The 16,286-nt window shown below is 70.6% G+C and carries 17 protein-coding genes; 12 read left to right on the top strand and 5 right to left on the bottom strand.

Going from position 1 to position 16,286, the window contains the following annotated elements; genetic code table 11:
- From ACFHWU_RS27130 to ACFHWU_RS27115, 4 genes are all read right to left on the bottom strand, one after another.
- Positions 1 to 322 (bottom strand): aldehyde dehydrogenase family protein (locus ACFHWU_RS27130; protein ID WP_416592020.1); only part of this gene is annotated, 322 nt, incomplete at its 3' end.
- The gene (locus ACFHWU_RS27125) at positions 319 to 1,662 is read right to left on the bottom strand and encodes an FAD-dependent oxidoreductase (protein WP_416568268.1); all 1,344 of its coding nucleotides are present in this window, start codon (positions 1,660 to 1,662) and stop codon (positions 319 to 321) included. The genes ACFHWU_RS27125 and ACFHWU_RS27130, both read right to left, overlap by 4 nt.
- Complete coding sequence (gene kynU, locus ACFHWU_RS27120) at positions 1,655 to 2,959, bottom strand: kynureninase (protein WP_416592019.1); 1,305 nt, start codon at positions 2,957 to 2,959, stop codon at positions 1,655 to 1,657. The genes ACFHWU_RS27125 and kynU overlap by 8 nt, the downstream gene beginning before the upstream one ends.
- An 11-nt stretch (positions 2,960 to 2,970) precedes the next feature.
- Positions 2,971 to 3,864 carry a tryptophan 2,3-dioxygenase gene (locus ACFHWU_RS27115; RefSeq protein ID WP_416557439.1) on the bottom strand — a complete coding sequence of 298 codons (894 nt, stop codon included), beginning with the start codon at positions 3,862 to 3,864 and terminating at the stop codon, positions 2,971 to 2,973.
- Positions 3,865 to 4,007: 143 nt separating this feature from the next.
- Here ACFHWU_RS27115 and ACFHWU_RS27110 point away from each other — a divergent pair, with 143 nt between their 5' ends.
- The 10 genes from ACFHWU_RS27110 (at position 4,008) to ACFHWU_RS27065 (ending at position 14,318) form a co-directional block, all read left to right on the top strand.
- A complete protein-coding gene (locus ACFHWU_RS27110; protein WP_123600997.1) occupies positions 4,008 to 4,445 on the top strand; it encodes an Lrp/AsnC family transcriptional regulator in 438 nt (145 codons plus the stop codon).
- 103 nt (positions 4,446 to 4,548) lie between these two features.
- Complete coding sequence (locus tag ACFHWU_RS27105) at positions 4,549 to 5,814, top strand: AAA family ATPase (RefSeq protein ID WP_416592018.1); 1,266 nt, start codon at positions 4,549 to 4,551, stop codon at positions 5,812 to 5,814.
- A 3-nt stretch (positions 5,815 to 5,817) separates the two neighbouring features.
- A complete protein-coding gene (locus tag ACFHWU_RS27100) occupies positions 5,818 to 6,456 on the top strand; it encodes an RloB family protein (RefSeq protein WP_416592017.1) in 639 nt (212 codons plus the stop codon).
- Positions 6,457 to 6,488: 32 nt separating this feature from the next.
- Positions 6,489 to 7,646: a MalY/PatB family protein gene (locus ACFHWU_RS27095; RefSeq protein WP_416592016.1), complete on the top strand. Its 1,158-nt coding sequence runs from the start codon at positions 6,489 to 6,491 to the stop codon at positions 7,644 to 7,646.
- Between the two features lie 87 nt (positions 7,647 to 7,733).
- Positions 7,734 to 7,964, top strand: a complete 231-nt coding sequence (locus ACFHWU_RS27090) for a MerR family DNA-binding transcriptional regulator (protein WP_416557436.1) — start codon at positions 7,734 to 7,736, stop codon at positions 7,962 to 7,964.
- A gap of 70 nt (positions 7,965 to 8,034) precedes the next feature.
- Complete coding sequence (locus tag ACFHWU_RS27085) at positions 8,035 to 8,484, top strand: LLM class flavin-dependent oxidoreductase (RefSeq protein ID WP_416557435.1); 450 nt, start codon at positions 8,035 to 8,037, stop codon at positions 8,482 to 8,484.
- Between the two features lie 112 nt (positions 8,485 to 8,596).
- Positions 8,597 to 9,445 (top strand): SGNH/GDSL hydrolase family protein, encoded by an 849-nt coding sequence (locus tag ACFHWU_RS27080; RefSeq protein WP_416592015.1) that lies wholly within the window; start codon positions 8,597 to 8,599, stop codon positions 9,443 to 9,445.
- Between the two features lie 108 nt (positions 9,446 to 9,553).
- On the top strand, positions 9,554 to 12,487 hold the full coding sequence (locus ACFHWU_RS27075) for a BTAD domain-containing putative transcriptional regulator (RefSeq protein WP_416592021.1): 2,934 nt from the start codon (positions 9,554 to 9,556) through the stop codon (positions 12,485 to 12,487).
- Positions 12,488 to 12,596: 109 nt separating this feature from the next.
- Complete coding sequence (locus tag ACFHWU_RS27070) at positions 12,597 to 13,370, top strand: hypothetical protein (protein WP_416557432.1); 774 nt, start codon at positions 12,597 to 12,599, stop codon at positions 13,368 to 13,370.
- Between the two features lie 201 nt (positions 13,371 to 13,571).
- The gene (locus ACFHWU_RS27065; RefSeq protein WP_416592014.1) at positions 13,572 to 14,318 is read left to right on the top strand and encodes an aspartate/glutamate racemase family protein; all 747 of its coding nucleotides are present in this window, start codon (positions 13,572 to 13,574) and stop codon (positions 14,316 to 14,318) included.
- 50 nt (positions 14,319 to 14,368) lie between these two features.
- On the opposite strand, the gene ACFHWU_RS27060 is transcribed toward ACFHWU_RS27065, so the two are convergent.
- Entirely contained in the window at positions 14,369 to 14,533 is a 165-nt protein-coding gene (locus tag ACFHWU_RS27060; protein ID WP_416557430.1) for a hypothetical protein, read from the bottom strand.
- Between the two features lie 241 nt (positions 14,534 to 14,774).
- Here ACFHWU_RS27060 and ACFHWU_RS27055 point away from each other — a divergent pair, with 241 nt between their 5' ends.
- Together ACFHWU_RS27055 and ACFHWU_RS27050 are read left to right on the top strand one after the other, a co-directional pair.
- Positions 14,775 to 15,305, top strand: a complete 531-nt coding sequence (locus ACFHWU_RS27055; RefSeq protein ID WP_416568266.1) for a helix-turn-helix domain-containing protein — start codon at positions 14,775 to 14,777, stop codon at positions 15,303 to 15,305.
- Between the two features lie 4 nt (positions 15,306 to 15,309).
- Positions 15,310 to 15,897: a PIN domain-containing protein gene (locus ACFHWU_RS27050; RefSeq protein WP_416557428.1), complete on the top strand. Its 588-nt coding sequence runs from the start codon at positions 15,310 to 15,312 to the stop codon at positions 15,895 to 15,897.
- Positions 15,898 to 16,286 lie beyond the last annotated feature (389 nt).

Below are 16,286 nucleotides of genomic sequence, written 5' to 3'. Positions count from 1 at the left end.
CGGTATCCGCCACCTCAGCAGCCACCAGATCATCGAACCGGCGATCCAACTCGTCGGCCACTGCCCGCAACACCGCCGCCCGGTCCCGCTCGGCCATGCCGCCCCAGGGTCCGCGCAACGCCGCGCGGGCCGCAGCGACGGCCGCGTCGACCGTCGCGGCGTCGGCCTCGGCGACCTCGAACACCGTCTCCCCGGTCACCGGCGACACCTTCGGGAACCGAATCCCGGCGTCGACGAACCGGCCGTCGACGAAGCTGCGCAGCAGGCCGGGGCCGTCGGCGGCGGGCCGGCCGGCGTACAGGTCGGGGTGCCACAGGGTCATGAGCGTCCCTTCCGGACGAGCCGGTGGACGGCGGCGCCGAGTGCCCCTACTGACAACGCCGCCGTCCCGGCCACCGCCGCCGCCAGCAGTTGGTGCTGGCGGCGGACCCGACGCCTGACCTCGGCGTACGGGATGGTGGTGAAGGAGACCATTTCGTACCGGGACACGTAGCGCCCCGGCAGTGCCCGTTCCAGGGCGTGTTCGACCTTGCGGAACGTCTGGAACGTCGGGGAGGCGACCTTGTCGCGCATCTCGACGAAGTTCGCCAGGGCCATCTGGGCGATCGCTTCGGCATTGTCCTGGCGGCGGGACTGGTACAGCGGCAGCGCCGCCGCCCAGTCGCCGCCGGTGTCGTCGAGGCAGCGGTCCAGCTCGACCACGTCCTCGAAGGCACAGTTGGCGCCCTGGCCGTAGAACGGCACGACCGCGTGGGCGGCGTCGCCGAGCAGCGCCACCCGGCCGCCGACCTGCCACGGGTCGCAGCGCACCGTGCCGAGCAGACCGACCGGGTTGTGCTGGTAGTCGTCGACCAGGTCCGGTGCCAATGGCGGCACGTCCGGGTAGTGGGTACGGAAGTGCCGTTCGATCGCCGCCGGGCTGCTCAGCGAGGCGAAACTCGACGTGCCGCCGGTCGGCCAGAACAGTGTGCAGGTGAACGACCGGTCCGGGTTCGGCAGGGCGATCATCATCGAGGTGCCGCGCGGCCAGATGTGCAGCGCACCGGGGTCGAGGGCGTAGTCGCCGCCGACCGCCGGGATGGTCAGCTCCTTGTAGCCGTAGTCGAGGAAGTCGAGGCTCTCGTCGACCAGGCCGTGGGCGAGCAGTTGGCCGCGTACCGCCGAACCGGCGCCGTCGGCGCCGAGCACGACCTGCGCCTGCGCGCGGACCGTGCCCTGCGGCGTGTCGAAGGTCAGCTCGCCGGTGTCCGGGTCGAGGCCGACGAGCCGGTGGTCGAAGACGGCGGTGACGCCGGGCGCGGCCTCGGCGGCATCGAGCAGGGCGTTGTTGAGCGCGCCCCGGCTGATCGAGTTGATCGCTCGCTGCCCGTCGGCGCTGTACGGCTGGAAGTCGAGGTCACCGTCGACCGGGTGGATCATCCGGCCGGGCATCGGCAGCGCGTCGGCGAGCACCTGGTCGGCCAGGCCGATGCGGCGCAGCGCGTCCAGGCCGCGTTCGGACAGCGCCAGGTTGATCGACCGCCCGCGTTCGGCGGTGCCGCGTCGCGGGTCGGGTCGGCGCTCGTAGAGGGTGACCGGCAGGCCGCGGCGGGCCAGGAAGCAGGCGAGCAGGCTGCCGGCCAGGCCGGCGCCGACCACCGCGACGGGTGCGCGTTCAGACATCGTCGCCGCCTTTCGCTGGGAGGGTCGCGGCGAGCGCCCGGACGGCCCGCCAGCAGTCGTGGTACGTCGAGTACAGCGGCACCGGGGCGAGCCGGACGATGTCCGGTTCCCGGGCGTCGGCGATCACCCCGTGTTCGTGGCGCAGCCGGGCGGTCAACGCGTGTGCTCCGCCGCCGGTGGCACCCGACCCGCCGCCGATCCGCAGCGACAGCTGGCAGCCGCGCCGGGCCGGATCCCGAGGGGTGACGACGCTGGCCGGCCGACCCGGCAGGGTCTCGTCGAGCAGCTGCTCCAGGTAACCGGTGAGCCGTTCGCTGCGCTCGCGCAGCGCCGGCATGCCGACCTTGTCGAAGATCTGCAACGAGGTACGGACCGGACCCATGGCGAAGATCGGCGAGTTGGAGATCTGCCAGGCGTCGGCGCTGGCCGGTGGCCGCGACACCGGGGTCATCTCGAAGCGGGTGGCCGGCTCGGTGCTCCACCAGCCTTCGAAGCGGGCCAGCGTCGGATCGCCGTGGTGGCGTTCGTGCACGTACGCGCCAGCGAGGGCCCCCGGCCCGGAGTTGAGGTACTTGTAGGAGCACCAGGCGGCGAAGTCGACGCCCCAGTCGTGCAGCCGCAGCGGCACGTTGCCGGCGGCGTGGGCCAGGTCCCAGCCGACGATCGCCCCGGCGGCCCGGCCGGCGGCGGTGATGGTCGGGATGTCCAGCAGCTCGCCGGTGAGGTAGTTGACCCCGCCGAGCAGCACCAACGCCACCCGGTCGCCGTCGGTGCGCAGGTAGTCGACGACGTCGGCGGTGCGCAGCGTGTCCTCGCCGGGGCGCGGCCGCAGTCGGACCACCGTGCGGTCGGGGTCGAGGCCGTGGAAGGCGGCCTGGCTGCGCACCGCGTAGCTGTCCGACGGGAACGCCGAGTCCTCGATGACGATCCGGGTGCGTTCGCCGGCCGGCCGGTAGAACGACACCATCAGCAGGTGCAGGTTGACCGTCAGCGAGTTCATCACCACGGCCTCGCTGTGCAGGGCGCCGACCAGTCGCGCGGCGGCGTCGGTGAGCAGTTCGTGGTACGGCAGCCACGGCCGGCCGGCTTCCAGGTGACCTTCCACGCCGAGCCGGGCCCAGTCGTCGAGGTCGTCGAGCAGTTCGGCGCGGGTGGCCTTCGGTTGCAGGCCGAGGGAGTTGCCGGCGAAGTAGGCGACGTCGGGGTGGTCGCCGCCGGTGGCCGGCGGGATGTGGAACAGGTCGCGGTGCCCGGGGTCGGCGGCGTCACGGCGACGGGCGTCGTCCTCAGTGAACATGTGGCAGCCTCTCACATGCTGGTCCGGGCGGACCAGATCTCGGGGAACACCACCCGGGCCATGCTGCGCTGCAGCCAGGCCAGCCCGGCGGAGCCGCCGCTGCCGACCTTGGCGCCCATGGTGCGCTGCACCGCCTTGAGATGGGCGTACCGCCAGTCGCCGAACTGCTCGGCGACCTCGGTCAACGCCTCGCCGAGTTGCCGCAGATGGTTGTCCGGGGCGTTGACCCGGTAGACCTCCACCCAGGCGGCCTCGACCGCCGGGTGCGGTTCGTGTTCGGTGGCGACGTCGCGGGCCAGCAGGTCGGCCGGGATGTCGTGGCCGGCGCGGGCGAGCAGGGCGATCACGTCGTCCCACAGGCTCGGCGCGTGCAGGGCCTGCTCCAACTCGGCGTACACCTCGGGTTGGCGGCGGAACGGGCGGATCAGCGACGGGGTCCGGATGCCGAGGATGAACTCCAGTTGCCGGTACATCGCCGACTGGAAGCCGGAGCCCTCACCGAGCAGGTTGCGGAACCGGTTGAAGTCGGCCGGGGTCATCCAGCGCAGGGTCTGCCAGGAGGCGTTGAGGCCTTCCAGGTGCAGGGCGGCGCGGCGCAGCGGGGCCAGCGCCTCCCACACCCGGTCGGCGCGGATCAGCCGTTGGGCGTCGCGCAGCTCGTGGCGGGTCAGCCCGAAGTACAGCTCCATGATCTGGCTGACCATCAGGAACGACATCTCGCCGGGGTCGTCACTGAGGGTGCGCTGCAGGCTGTGCAGGGTGCTTGCGTGCACGTAGGCGTCGTACGGCACCCGGTCGCCGAACTCCAGGGTCGGCTCGCCGGCGTTCGCGGCGGCGCGGGCGTCGCGTTCGGCGGCGTCCACCGGCCGCACGGCCGGTGGGCTGGCCACGTCGGTGCTGTTCACGTCGGCTGCCCTCCCTTTGCTGTGTCGCCCATGATTGCCGACTTGCGGTCCGCAGCTGAATACCGGATCAACGGCGGTACGCGGCCACGACCTGCAGGTCCGTGGCTAGATTTGGGTGGTCGGTTAACGAAGGGAAAGTGTCCGTGGACGAGATGGATTGGGCGCTGCTGCGTGAGTTGCAGGCCGATGCCCGACTTTCCTTCAGCGAGCTGTCCCGCCGGGTGCACCTGTCGCCGCCGGCGGTGGCCGAGCGGGTCCGCCGGCTGGAGGAGTCCGGGGTGGTCAGCGGCTACCACGCGCACGTCGACCTGACCCGGGCCGGCTGGACGGTGATCGCGCTGATCCGGATGTCCTGCTACGGGTCGCACTGCATCCTGCGCGACCCGCAGGTGCCGACCTGGCCGGAGATCCTGGAGATCCACCGGATCACCGGGGACGCCTGCTCGATGTTGAAGGTGGCCGCAGCGTCGATGGACGCCTTCGAGGACGTGATCGACCGGCTCGCCCCGTACGGTCAGCCGTCCAGCACGATGGTGCTCTCCACCCCGCTGGGCTGGCGTCCGGTCACCGCTGCCGACTGACCTTGCTTGTCAGTCGACTGGACGTCGACAGAGCCCCGATTCTGTCAATTCTCGCCGGATACTGCGGTATGGTTGCGGGGTCATGCGCTAGGAGGCAGGTGCTGTGCTGATCCGTTTCGAGGCGGCGAACTTCCGCTCGATCCTCGGACCGGTCGAGCTGTCGATGGTCGCCGTCGACCGGGACCGGCCGGCGGTGCAGCGGATCGACAGCATCGACGAGAGCCTGCTGCCGGTCGCCGCAATCTACGGTCCCAACGCCTCCGGCAAATCGAACGTGGTCGCCGCGCTCAGCTGGCTACGCGACGCGGTCGCCGACTCGCTGCGGTTCTGGGACGACGGGATCCCGGTCGAGCCGTTCGCGTTCGGCGACGGTCCGCGACGCCCGTCGGAATTCACCGTCGAGCTGATCCTCGGTGGGGTTCGCTTCGAGTACGTCGTCGAGCTCGACACCGACGCGATCCGCTACGAAGGGCTGTTCCACTATCCGGAGCGCAAGCGGCGTCGGATCTTCGAACGCGAAGGCGACGAGCTGACGCTGCAACGGGGCCTCGGCCACCTGTCGGGCACCCGTGAGCTGCTGACCGCCGGTACCCTCGCCTTGTCAGCTGCCCGGCGGTTCCGCGAACCCCTCGTCTCCGGCCCCGCCCACGCACTGTTGAACGTCCAGACACTGGGGCAAATGGCTCGGCGCCGCCCGTTCGTGAGGCGGGCGGCAAGCCTCTCGACCAGGTACTGGTTCGAGGAGACCGGCCCCGATCAGCTGCAACCCGCGTGGTTCGAGGACCTGCGTCCGGACCGGGCCCAGGCGTTGGCGCTGCTGCGGATGGCCGACCTCGGCATCGAGGACGTGCTGATCGATGACGGTGCAGCTGCTGATCAGGATTTGACACCGCCGGGCCGTCGACGACGGGTCCGGTTGGTGCATCGCACGGAAAGCGAAGCGGTCCCCTTGGATTTCGGTGCCGAGTCGGAGGGCACCCGTACCTGGTTTCAACTCATCGGCCCGGTGCTGACCGCGCTGAAAGCAGGTTCCCTGCTGCTGTTCGACGAGCTGGACGCAAGCCTGCACCCGACACTGTCCATGCAGCTCATCCGGCTATTCACCGACCCCGCGACGAACCCCTCGGGAGCACAGCTGATCTTCACGTCGCACGACACCAGCCTGCTCAATCACCTGAACCGGGACGAGGTCTGGCTGACCGAAAAGGCAGCTGACGGCGCGACCCGCCTCGGCGCGCTCGCCGAGTTCGCCGGCGAACGCGTACGCCGGTCGCAGAACCTCGAAAAGGCGTACCTGCACGGGCGGTTCGGCGCGCTACCCGACGTCGACCGCACCGAGATCCTCCGGGCACTCGGACTGATCGGCTGACCGGTGACACCGAGACGGACGCGGGCCAAGGACCTGCGACGGCGGACTGCGACCCGCCCCGAGCGCAGGACGATCGTCATCTTCTGCGAAGGCGAGGCGTCGGAGCCGGACTACCTGAACGCGCTCCGCCGGCTTCCGCACATCAGGGACAGCACATCGATCAACATCGAGATCGACCCGGAGCGAGGGGTTCCGCTGACCCTGGTCAACCGGGCGATAGAACGTAGCGGGGACGACGAGGTCGACGAATGCTGGTGCGTGTTCGACGTCGAATGGCCCAAGCACCATCCGCACCTCGACCGCGCCATCCGGCTGGCAGCGAAACACGGCATTCGACTGGCGGTCAGCAACCCGTGCTTCGAGCTGTGGCTCATCCTGCACTTTCAGGACCAGACGGCGTTCCTCACCACTGCTGAGGCCGAACGGCGTAGCCGCAAGCTCGACGGACGCGTCGGCAAGCGTCTTGACCCGACGCCGTACCTTCAGCGGCGGCAGGCGGCGGCACGACGTGCCGCGCTGCTCGCCCAGCGGCATCTGCGGGACCAGACCGCCTTCCCAGACGACAACCCTTCGTCGACCATGCACGAGTTGCTGGCCGCCGTCGAACCCGCCGTTGCACCCGGCGACGACCGGCCCAACTGAGCTGAGTGACGCCAGGAACATCGGAGGCGAACGTGACGACTTCACCGCCACAGGGGCCGTGGGTGCCGCTGGACCGGGCCCGGCAGCGGACCAGCATCAAGTGGCGGCTCTACCCGGCTGACGTGCTGCCGGTGTGGGTGGCGGAAATGGACGTCGACCCGGCCGGGCCGGTCGTCGAGGCGATCGACGCGGCGGTGCGTGCCGGTGATCTCGGGTACGCCACCGGCGCCGGTTACGCCGAGGCGGTCGCCGGGTTCGCGGCCGAACGGTGGGGATGGGACGGTCTGGACCCGGCGCGCACGGCGATCGTGCCGGACGTGATGCTCGGCGCGGTCGAGATGCTGAAGCTGGTGACCGGGCCGGGCGACACGGTCGTGATCAACCCGCCGGTGTACCCGCCGTTCTACGGGTTCCTGCGCAACCTGGACCGGCCGGTGCGGGAGGCCCCGCTCGGGTCGGACGGCCGGCTGGACCTCGACGCGCTGGCCGAGGCGTTCACCGCCGCCCGCGCGGGTGGCCGCCGGGCGGCGTACCTGCTGTGCAGTCCGCACAACCCGACCGGGACGGTGCACACCGCCGACGAGCTGGCGGCCGTCGCGGAGCTGGCCGGCCGGCACGGCGTACGGGTGGTGGTCGACGAGATTCACGCCCCGATGACCGCGTCCGGTGTGACGTTCGTGCCGTACCTGTCGGTGCCCGGCGCCGACGACGGCCTGACGCTGATCTCCGGCTCCAAGGGCTGGAACCTGGCCGGGTTGAAGGCCGCCCTCGCGGTCGCCGGACCAGCGGCCGCAGCCGACCTGGCCCGGCTGCCGGAGGAGGTTGGCCACGGGGTCAACCATCTCGGGGTGATCGCACACACGGCGGCGTTCCGCGACGGCGGCGACTGGCTGGACACCGTACGGTCGGCGGTCGACGCGAACCGGCGGCTGCTGGCCGACCTGCTGGCGGACCGGTTGCCGCAGGTGCGGTACGCGCCGGGCGAGGCGACCTTTCTGGCCTGGTTGGACTGCCGGACGTTGGGGCTCGGCGACGACCCGGCGGCGGTCTTCCTCGACCGGGGGCGGGTCGCACTCAGCGGCGGGCTGGACTTCGGCGCGGGCGGGGCCGGGCACGCCCGGTTCAACCTGGCCGCCGCGCCGGAGACGATCGCCGAGGCGGTACGCCGGATGGCGGCCGCCCTCGACTGACCGTCGCCAGGTCCGCCGGCTCGTTGCCCTGACACCGACGTCAACGTTTAGCGTCACGGTGGGTCCGAGGCTGGCCGGGGAGGTCACATGTTGATCGGTGAGCTGGCGCGGCAGGCCGGGACAAGCGCCCGGACGCTGCGCTACTACGAGGCGCAGGGGCTGGTCCGGCCCCGGCGATGCGCCAACGGCTACCGCGACTCGATCTCGGTGCTGCTGCGCAAGCTGGCCGAGGTCGATGCCGGACTGGCGCGGTTGGTAGGTGTCCGGGAACAGCTACGGTGCCAGCTCGACCGGGCGCGGGCGGATCGGCGGCGGTGACGGCGGTGGGGGTCGACTTCCGTTCCCGTGGCCGACGTGCCGACGAGGCGATCGACGTGCTGCGGCTGCTGTGGGCGGTGACGCCGACGGCGTGTCGTTCCACGGCGAGTTCTTCGGCTTCGAGCGGGTGTGCAGCTTTCCGAAGCCGCACGGCGCCACCGCGTTGCCGATTCACGTGGGTGGTTCGAGCCGGGCGGCGGCCCGGCGGGTCGGGCTACGTGGCGACGGCTACTTCCCTGGTGGGCTGTTGACCCCGGACGAGCGGGCGGCACAGTGGAAGCTTGCCCGGTCGGTCGCGACGGAGGCCGGCCGTGACCCTGACGCGCTGGAGTACACCCGGTGGGGGTCGACTGAGCTTTCGGCGCAACGGGTCGAGGCGTACGCGGCGCAGGGGGTGACCCGGATCGTGGTCGGCAGCGGCGCCGACACCCTGGCGGAGCAGCGGGACGACCTGTCCGGTTTCGCCGACCGGTTCGGTCTACGACCGACGACGGGTGATCAGCAAATCAGTCGACAGTAGGGTTTTCGACGCTTCGATTGATTACCGGCTATCAGCGGCGCATGCTCACTTCCACTTTGGAGACGACGGCCGCCCCGGCCGGAGCGTCTCCACCATCGAAGGAGGCGCCACCATGCTGAGCCGTGCCCGAAAGCTCCGTCCCGCCCTCGCGTTGCCCGTCGCGGCGACGCTGCTGATCACCATCGCCGCCGTGCCCGCCGCCGCCAACGCCGCCGGTACGACCGGCGACACATCCGCCGCAGACGACCGGCAGTACGTCGCGCTGGGCGACTCGTACTCGTCCGGGGTGGGCGCCCCGCCGTACACCGACGGCGACTGCAAGCAGAGCGCCCACTCGTACGCTGCCCAGTACGCCCGGAACAATCCGCGCCTGTCGTTCGGCTTCTCGGCCTGCAGCGGCGCCACCACCGACGACGTGATCGCGCACCAGCTCGGCTTTCTCGGGCCGGACACGACGCTGGTGACCATCACCGTCGGCGGCGACAACCTCGGCTTCACCTCCACCTTGGAGACCTGCATCACGGCGCTGCACGACAGCACCTGCAAGGACGCCATCGACAAGGCCCTCGCGTACATCGCGACGACGTTGCCGGGCAAGCTGAAGCAGGTGTACGGAGACGTCCTCGCCGCCGCCCCGAACGCCAAGCTGATCGTCCTCGGCTACCCGCAGCTGTTGGCCCCGACGTTCTGCTTCGAAGCACCGCTGGACGCGAACCGACGGGGGTGGATCAACCACGCGGCGGTGAAGCTCAACGAGGCCATCGGGAACACGGCGAAGACGTACGGCGCGTTCGCCCCGGTCGACGCCCTGTTCGACAAGCACCGGGTCTGCGACGACGACCCGTGGCTCAACGGCATCACCGCCATCGAGGACGCGTTCCACCCGAACCTTGCCGGCTACACCGACGGCTACCTCAAGGCGCTCGACGCCGTCTTCCATCCGGTCACCGCAACCCACTGACGACGACTGACCAGCACCTATACTCCGCTCGGTCGATATGCGGGAACGTCGATCACCGTCCGACGCCGGACGGTGGCACAGCGGTCACGAGGTGGAGTTCCGTTGCGGGTGCAGGTGCTGGGCCCGGTACGGGTGTGGCGCGAGCAGCAGGCACTCGACCCCGGGCCGACCGCCCGGCGGGCGGTGCTCGGCCTGCTCGCGCTCGCCGGCGGGCAGCCGCTGCCCCGCTGGGAGCTGGTCGACGCGCTCTGGCCGGACCAACCGCCACCGGCGACGTCGACCAACGTCATTCAGACGCACGTCAAACATCTGCGTCGGTTGTTCGAACCGGACCGCCCGTCCCGGGCCCCGAGTCTGCTCCTGCCGCAGATCGGTGACGGATACCTGCTGCGGACCTCGGCCGTCACGGTCGACCTGCTGAGGTTCCGGCACCTGGTCGCCACCGCGCGACCCGGTGCAGCCGGGCTGGAGCGCGACGCCGAACTACTCGGCGAGGCGCTCCAGCTGTGGCAGGGACCTCCGCTGGTGGACGTGCCCACGTTGGCCGGCCACCCGAAGGTGGTGGCCCTCGACGGTGAACTGCAGGCCGCGTTGACCCGGTACGGCGACCTGATGATCGCCTGTGGCCGGGCAAGCGCCGCACTGCCCTGGCTGACGCAGGCCGCTGCCGCAAAGCCGCTCGACGAGGCCCGCCAGGCGCAGCTGATCCGCGCGTACCGGGCCAGTGGGCAGCGGGCCGAGGCGTTCACCGTCTTCCACGACACCCGGGACCGGCTCGCCGACGAACTCGGTGTCGATCCCGGTCCCGAGCTGGTCGCCGCGTACACCGATCTGCTGCGGGCCGACGCGCCGGCCGGGGCGCGTACCGCCAGCGAGCAGGTCTGGCCGCGCCGGGGCCGGCGCCTGGACGCGAACCGGCCGGTGCCGGCGCAGCTGCCGGCCGACGTCGCCGGTTTCACCGGCCGCGCCGCCGAGCTCGGCTGGCTCGACCGGACGATGGGGGCCGCCGGACGCGGCGACGCCGAACCGGGCGCGGTGATCTGCGTGCTGTCCGGCAGCGCAGGGGTGGGCAAGACCGCGCTGGCGGTGTGGTGGGCGCGCCGGGCCCGCGACCGGTTCCCGGACGGGCAGCTCTACATCGACCTGCGCGGGTACGACCCGGAGCAGCCGGTCGAGCCGGGTACGGCGCTGGCCCGGTTCCTGCGGGCGCTCGGCGTGGCGGACGCCGACATGGCGCTGGACGTCGACGAACGCGCCGCCCACTACCGCAGCCTGATGGACGGCCGTCGGATGCTGGTGGTGCTCGACAACGCGGCGTCGGTCGAGCAGGTACGACCGCTGCTGCCCGGTGCCGCCTCCTGCCCGGTGCTGGTGACCAGCCGGGATCCGTTGGCCGGGCTGGTCGCCCGGGAGGGAGCCGGCCGGCGTGGGCTCGGACTCCTGCCGATCGACGACGCGGTGGCGCTGCTGCGGCGGCTGGTCGGCGACCGGGTCGACGCCGAACCGCAGGCCGCGGTGACGCTGGCAACGCAGTGCGCCCAGCTGCCGTTGGCGTTGCGGGTCGCCGCCGAGCTGGCGACCGCCCGCGCCGAGCTGAGCCTGACCCGGCTGGTCGACGGGCTCACCGACCGGCGGCGACGGCTTGACATGCTGGACGCCGACGGCGACCGGCGCACCGGCGTACGGGCGATCCTGTCCTGGTCGTACCAGTATCTGCCGGCCGAGGCGGCGCGCGCGTTCCGGCTGCTCGGGCTGCATCCCGGGGCGGACGTCGACGCGGCGGCGGTGGCCGCGCTGGCCGGGACGGATCCGGTGACGGCGGATCGGCTGGTCAACCGGCTGTGCCGGGCGCACCTGGTGGAGCCGGCCGGGCCGGACCGGTACGGCATGCACGACCTGCTCCGGGCGTACGCGGCGGAGCTTGCCGCCGACGTCGACCCGCCGGAGGTCCGCGACGCTGCCGTGACCCGGTTGTTCGACTACTACCTGCGTACCGCCGCCACGGCGATGGACGCGGTGCACCCGGCCGAACGTCACCTGCGGCCGACGGTGCCGCCGACCGGTCCGGACGATGGTCCGACGACGGCGTGGGCCGAGCCGGCGGCCTGGACCGCGCCGGCGAGCGGGCTCGCGGGCGGTGACCCGGGGGCCGCGCGGGTCTGGTTGGAGGTGGAGCGGGCCAACCTGATGGCGGTCACCGCGTACGGTGCGCGGCACGGCCGGGCCCGGCACGCCGTACGGCTGACCGCGCTGCTCTACCGGCATCTGGAATGCGGCGGCCACTATCCGGACGCGATCACCATGCAGGGTCACGGGATCGCTGCCGCCCGCGCGGCAGCTGACCTGGCCGGTGAGGCGAACCTGCTGACCAACCTGGCCGTCGTGCACGACCATCAGGGGCGCCGCCAGCAGGCGGTGGCGCACCTCCGGCAGGCGTTGACGCTCTACCGCGACGTCGACGAGCCGGTTGGTGAGGCGCGGACCCTGGGCAACCTGGGTGTGGTGCTGGGTGAGCTGGGCGACCGGCGTTCGGCGATCTGTTACATCGGCCGGGCGCTGGCACTGCTACGTACGCTCGGCGAGCATCACGGGGTGGTCCGGGCGCTCGGCAGCCTGGGTCAGCTGTTCACGGTCGAGGGCCGGCTCGGCGACGCCGCCGGGCAGCTGCGCGAAGGGCTGGTGTTGTGCCGCCGCACCGGCGACCGGGTCGGCGAGGCGATGCTGCTGAACTACGCCGGTCAGCTGCACAACCGCCGTGGTGCCGACCGTGCTGCGGCCCGCTGCCATGCCCTGGCCCGGTCGATCGCCGCCGATACCGGGTCGCGTGGCGTCGAGGCGCTGGCGTTCGACGGGCTCGGCGCTGCGGCGCACGCGGCCGGGCAGTGGGCGCAGGCGCACGGCTACTGGCGTCGCGCGCTGGCGATCTTCACCGAGCTGGGTGCGCCGGAGGCGGCGGCGATCAGCGCCCGGTTGTCGGCGGAACCGCCACGATCGTCCGCCGTGATCCGTGATCATGCGCCGCGCTTCGGTCGTGTGCCGTGATCCAGTCGTGGTCCAACCGTGGTCCAGCCGATCTCGCCAGACTGGCCGCGCTCCGCTGACCTGCGGGGTCACCGCTGGCCACCCTGGCCGCCAGTTGAAGGAGATCCTGTTGAAACAGATGCGCTACCGCCGTTGGTTGGCCGCGGCCGCCGCGGTCGTGGTCACCGTGCCGCTGGGGGCCCGACCGGCGCAGGCGTTCGACATCTCGTCGGTCATCGCCGCCGCCAAGAGCGCCTACGAGCTGTACAAGGAGTACAAGCAGGGGGCGTCGCTCGACCAGTCCACCACCAAGATCATCAACACCATCAACGGCGCCAAGGTGGAGATCCTCGCCCAGATCGACCGGATCGCCACCGCACAGGCCAAGGCCTGCGCGCGCAGCGCCATCATCGACTTCGACGACATCAAGACCTTCACCCAGGACAACCTTCAGGCGTACGCCCGGGACACCACCGCCTGCGTCACCCTGATCGACAGCCTGCTCGAAGTCGTCACCGACGAAGCCTCCGCCGACCAGCTCGGCTTCACCCTCAATACGGTCGGCCCGCTGGCCCTGACCGCCCGGGCTCACGCCGGGCTGAGCACCAGAGGGCTGCTCGAACTGACGATCGGTAGCAACAACACGGTGCTGTCCGCTCTCGCCCCGAACTGCACCACCAACCTGCTCGGGCTCACCGGCATCCCGCAGTCCGGCAAGATCTACCGGTGGGAGACCCGGTGCGTGGCCTACAACAATGTCGTCGCGGTCACGACCAAGAAGATGTACTACCCGCCGACCAGCAACCCGTGGGACATCCCCGGGACCACCGCCACCGCGATGCGCAACACCAGTCATGCCGAGGCGCGGGCCGTGCTGCCGATCCTGATGTCGACGCCGAGCTGACCGGCTGAGCGTCGACCGCAGTCGACCACATCGATCCGGGCGTTCCGGGCCGGCGTCACCGCCGGTGCGGAACGCCCGACCACGCGGGCCGCGACCCACCGCGTGACGGCGATTTCGCAGCTCAGCACCGATGCTGAGCTGATAGCGAGGCGGCCGGCGCTGGTAGCGTGGCGCGATCTTGATTGAAGGGAGAGTCGGGTCGTGCCACGCGTCCTCGTGATCAACCCGCTCGGCATCGACGTGCACAACGAACACGACCGGCAGACGGCGCAGCAGGCGGTCGGCCCGGACACCGAGATCGTGGTCCGCAACCTACGCGAGGTGCCGCCGAGCGCGTACATCGCCGCCGACGACCTGCTCTACAGCCCGCTGCTCGGCGCGGTGCGCGCCGGCGCCGACGACGGTTTCGACGCAATCGCCGTCGCCTGCGCCTCCGATCCGGCGTTACGCGAGGCGAAGTCGCTGGTCGACGTACCGGTGACCGGGCCGTTCGAGGCGGCCACCCGGATCGCCGCCGCGTACGGCAGGTTCTCGGTCCTCTACCCCGGCGTCGCCTCCGGCCCCAACGAGCAACTGCCGCAGGACGCCAACTGGATACGCCAACTGGCCCGCGAGTATGGCTGCCTGGATCTACTCGCCGGCGCGGCACCGGTGCCGGTGCGACGCCCGCAGCGCGAGGTCACCCCGGGACTGACCGGGGAGGCCTCGCTCGACGAGGCGGCGGCGGTCGGCACCGAGGTACGGCAGCGGATGGCCGAGGCGATCGGCAAGCACGGCCCCGAGCTGGCCCGCCGCGCCTACGTCGACCATGAGGCCCAGGCGATTTTCGTGGCCTGCACCTTCTGGTCCGGGCAGCTCGACGTGCTGCGCGCGGCAGTGCCGGTCCCGGTGATCGACCCCATCCACGCCCTGGCCCGCTACGCCGACCTGCTCGCCCGCACCCGCTGACGTCGCGCCAGCCTGCCAGCCGAGCAGGAACCCTACCCGCAAACTCCCACTCATACGTTCGGCCTGCCCGGGCTTCGTCGGCCGTCCGCAGCGGGCGGCGGTGGAGTGGTGGTGAGTTCGCCGCATTTGGGGCACCAGCGGCTCTTGACCCGGAATGAGAACGGCCCGGCGAGATAGCCGAGCGGTGCGGCGCTGGTGAGTGCACAGATGTACATGGCGTACCTCCTGATTGGTAAACACGCGCTCGGCGCCGACCCACCCGCCGCCCCGACCGAGGGGAGACTCGGCCCTACTGCGGCACGGGACCGAGGCTCACGGTGTGGGGCGTACCGTCGCCTCCCGCGTCCCCCTTCCCGAGTCGGGAGATGACAGCTACGCAGGCCCCCAGACAACCTTGCATCTTCCGTAGACGAAACAAACGAAGGTAGTTACGATACTTTCGAGGAGGCAGGGATCATGGTGGCATCTGCACTGAAGGAAGAGACGTATCTACCCCAGCGCAACGAGCAGCTCGCTCAGGTCCATGACTTCCTGCGGGCTCACGAACAGGCAGGCAGGGGGTCAGCGCTGCCGCGATACTTCCTCGTCGGAGCCACGCCGGGCGATCGGGTGGAGCTGCCCGCCGAGATCTACGCAGCGCTTCGACAGGTAGTTGACGCCTTGCAGCAAGGCTTCGCGGTGACTGTTGCCCCACAGACCTTGACCTTGACCACCCAACAGACGGCCGATCTGCTCGGCATCAGCCGCCCCACGGTGATCAAGCTGCTCGACGAGGGCCAGATTCCGTTCGAACGGGTGGGCACCCACCGCCGTATCCGACTACCTCACCTGCTCGCCTACCGCGAACGCCGCCGAGCCGAGCAGTACGCCGCCCTCGAAGCCACTGCGGTAAGCATCGACGACGAGGAGGACCTGGACAGCGTAATCACTCGACTACGGGCAGCACGCCGGGCGGTCGCACGGCGACGGACCGGACCATCAGAATAGGACGATGTTCGCCGCTCTTTTGGACACTTGCGTGCTGTGGCCGAGCCTACAAAGGGATTTCCTCCTGTCCCTAGCGATCGAAGGTCTGTACCGACCGGTGTGGAACACCGTCATCCTCGATGAGCTGGCGTACGAGGAGCGAGCCAAGCTGATCAACCGAGGCGCGGATGCCAGCACGGCGACCAGGCGGGCCAATCATCTCGTCGCACAGATGCGGCGACACTTCGACGATGCCGAAGTCAACGGATGGGAAGGTCTGGACGGCACGTACGGGCTCCCTGATCCCGACGACGAACATCTGGTCGCCGCCGCCGCCGTTGGCGGTGCCGGTGCGATCGTCACCCACAATCTGCGGGACCTACCGGCCAGCAAGATGCCGTACGGCCTGCAGGTGCTGCCCCCGACCGAGTTTGCGGCGAACACCGTCGCGCTCGACCCCACCCGAGCCTGGGCGGCTCTCACCACGATCGCGGGCCGCTCCGGCAGAACTGGTCAGCCCCGTACCGAGGCACAAATCTTGGACTTGCTCGACTCCCGCTACGGCATGAAGGAAGCGGTAGATCTGATGCTCGAGGCGTCGGCCGGCGGATAGCTGGCCGATACGAACCGTGGACCGACATCTCCATCGATCTGTCCCGCACAGGGTTACCTGGCGACATCACGAATCTGGGAGAAACACCAGCGGTCTCGACGTCGCTCTACACGGAGGACTTCCCGAAAGGGGTCCGCCGATTCGGTACCGAGCTTTGTCTATGTAACTCAGTGTGACGGCCGGGGTGTGATCAACTCGGACGTGTCGCTTGTGGAGACGGCGACCGGCATCGTCTAGATCATTCGGGTTGTGTGGACTCAAACGATCAACGGCCGGCCGCCGCGTTGCGCGCGTATGACCGGGTTGGACTCCGATCAAGTCGACTGGCTGGTCGAGCAGGTGGACGCGCTGCTGGACTGGGACCTGCCGGTGGGACGGCCGCGGGCGTT

This window comes from Micromonospora sp. LOL_015 (assembly GCF_048060275.1).
Classification (GTDB): domain Bacteria; phylum Actinomycetota; class Actinomycetes; order Mycobacteriales; family Micromonosporaceae; genus Micromonospora_E.
Note: the sequence above shows the minus strand (reverse complement) of the source record. Positions and strands in the feature narration are given on the sequence as shown.

Coding starts and splice junctions, on each gene's coding strand:
- ACFHWU_RS27125 (WP_416568268.1), bottom strand. CDS start 1,662: ATGTCTGAACGCGCACCCGTCGCGGTGGTCGGCGCCGGCCTGGCCGGC.
- kynU (WP_416592019.1), bottom strand. CDS start 2,959: ATGTTCACTGAGGACGACGCCCGTCGCCGTGACGCCGCCGACCCCGGG.
- ACFHWU_RS27090 (WP_416557436.1), top strand. CDS start 7,734: ATGTTGATCGGTGAGCTGGCGCGGCAGGCCGGGACAAGCGCCCGGACG.
- ACFHWU_RS27080 (WP_416592015.1), top strand. CDS start 8,597: ATGCTGAGCCGTGCCCGAAAGCTCCGTCCCGCCCTCGCGTTGCCCGTC.
- ACFHWU_RS27060 (WP_416557430.1), bottom strand. CDS start 14,533: ATGTACATCTGTGCACTCACCAGCGCCGCACCGCTCGGCTATCTCGCC.
- ACFHWU_RS27055 (WP_416568266.1), top strand. CDS start 14,775: ATGGTGGCATCTGCACTGAAGGAAGAGACGTATCTACCCCAGCGCAAC.
- ACFHWU_RS27050 (WP_416557428.1), top strand. CDS start 15,310: ATGTTCGCCGCTCTTTTGGACACTTGCGTGCTGTGGCCGAGCCTACAA.